The sequence below is a fragment of the Exiguobacterium sp. 8H genome (assembly GCF_902506255.1).
GTDB lineage: Bacteria > Bacillota > Bacilli > Exiguobacteriales > Exiguobacteriaceae > Exiguobacterium > Exiguobacterium profundum.
Genome location: NZ_LR733463.1, coordinates 1 through 1,818 on the forward strand (window position 1 = coordinate 1; position 1,818 = coordinate 1,818).

The window sequence follows — 1,818 nt, forward strand, 5'->3', positions numbered from 1 at the left end:
GGTTCCGGGTGGAGCCGATCCGTAACGCGGATGGCACGGTCCGACGCGGCCGTGGGGCCGGGTACCGCATCTGTCGCCTCGCCTCGCTCGTGTCACGGGTCCGTGACATGAAGCGAGAGGGGATGGCCTGCCCACCGTCCCTCCAGTACCGCGCGATGACGTTCGCACCGCGCCATGCGGAGCGCTATGAACGGGTCGCAAAACGGGTGAAAAAATTAAAATTAATGTCTTTCTTGCCAATACACTTAGGTACCGTGGCCGAGCTTTCTGACGGGGGAGGAGGGACCTATGCCCTGTTGAACCCCTGGAAACGGATGGTCTGTGAGGCGCGTCTCTCTCGTGAGACGTATCGGATCGGGCGGTCTGTGTTCTTTTCTCGGGGTTGAGGCTTACCCAAACCCTTGGATGTGGTATGTGAAATAATGTTAACAGGCCAATGATGGGGCAGGAGAATCGGCTTTCTCGTGTGTGGCACGAGGGATGCGAGCCTAGCGCAGTCTGGCGAGTCGTCCCGCAAGTGCCCCGACAAGCGGGTCGCAGGCGTCAACGCCGGAGAGCTGCGCGTTCAGGGTTTTCCGGACAGCACAAAAGGACCGGCAGGGGATGTAAGCGCTCGTCTGGTGTGTCCGCCCTGTCGGTCCTTCGTATGGTGTGTCGGGACCCTCCCGTGGGAGGCCTGTCCCAGATGGCTGGGGGGGACCGATCTTCCTTCGTCGAGGATAGAGGGTGTGCCGTGGAACGCTTTGAAGGAGCGTCCCACCGGGAGTGACCCATGTGTCCTTCACGATCTGACCGATCGCGCCCAGCCCTCCCCAGTATAAGGCATCTTCCCTGGCGGGGACACCAGAAGTGAATCAACGCCCCATCAAACATAACAAAGAGCCTCCCGATCGGTCGTCGGAAAGGCTTCTTGTCGCACGGGAAGTAGGGATAACCCGTACATGTTTGATTATATATGAAACCACGAGGGCGTGGGTGGCAAGCTTCGCCAAAGAAAATCTAAAAAGGAGTCCAGGAACCGTTTCGGGGCGGTCCCTGGTTTCTTTGTTCCTCTTTCGTCCAAGGCGTCCTTCTTAGAGAATTCGTTGGGTTCGGATCGAAGGACGCAGCGTCCGGGAGCTGAACAAGACGTGTTACTGACCGATGTGACGAGAACATCTAACGACAATACACATAACACAAAAAAGGGTATCGACGCCCTGGAGGAAGAGACCGAGTAGGTTTTAGTCTCCAGGGACGTGGACACCCTTATCCTATGGCATAGACACGTCGTCGTATGAACGAATAGGAGACGGCATGCATGCATATTTTGAGAGGACGAACGAAAGCCACCCCAGTCCAAGAGGTGGCTTTCGTCCTACCATCCTAAGTCTGTACACCATTTGGCGGAGTGTTGGGAGCCGTCATTTCCCAGAAGAAACCATCAAAAGAAAACTCTAGGCTAACGACTTCCAACTACTCACCATTTTAGTATCCCGAAGGGTCTCACCTTCTCCAAAATGAGAACGCTTGCGCGTTAATTTTTGAGAATGGATGTACGTTTTTTGGGAACAATTCGATCCGACATTTGTCGAAACAATTGTCGGATTTTGTCGCTTTCGACCCTGTCAGGAAACTTTTGTTCAAGACACAAAATATTTGAGGAAAACGACTCCGAGTTTCCTGAAACGAGGTGAAGGGTCTGACGTCAACCATCTTAAAAACGGATTTTTCAACCATCACTTTTTGAGAATCGTCAGGATTCGAGAGAGACGACAAGTCGCATGGTTGAGCCGTTTTTGTTACAATAAGGACGTCGGATAATCGTCCGGGAGCAGG

1 protein-coding gene is annotated in these 1,818 nt (G+C 53.8%); it reads left to right on the forward strand.

Features of this window, described 5'->3' with window-relative positions; genetic code table 11:
- Positions 1 to 386: hypothetical protein (locus GVY43_RS15835; RefSeq protein ID WP_159563824.1), on the forward strand; the 386-nt coding region annotated here is incomplete at its 5' end.
- Positions 387 to 1,818: the final 1,432 nt, after the last annotated feature.